This window comes from Pseudoneobacillus rhizolycopersici, from assembly GCF_054786815.1.
Window position 1 is genome coordinate 1 of record NZ_JBTOOE010000132.1, and the last position, 262, is coordinate 262.

1 protein-coding gene is annotated in these 262 nt (G+C 56.1%); it reads left to right on the forward strand.

The window, feature by feature from the left end; translation table 11 throughout:
* A partial coding sequence (locus ACX9YW_RS23135) for a rhodanese-like domain-containing protein (protein ID WP_460351081.1) occupies positions 1-262 on the forward strand: 262 nt, incomplete at both ends.

Here is a 262-nt window from a genome sequence, read left to right on the forward strand (position 1 = left end):
ACCAGTTACAGCAAAAGCAAGGCGCGGCGATCGATACCCGTCAGAGCGCTTTTTACAACGGCTGGCCGCAATCGCTTAATGGTCCTTCAGGACACGAGCCTTCCGCACTGAACCTGTCTGCCGCCTGGCTCGACAAGATGAATGATGAACAACTCAGCGCCTGGGTTAAGGCACATCACCTGAAAACCGACGCGCCGGTGGCATTGTATGGCAGCGATACTGACATGCAGGCCGTCAAATCCCGCCTGCAGAAAGTCGGCTT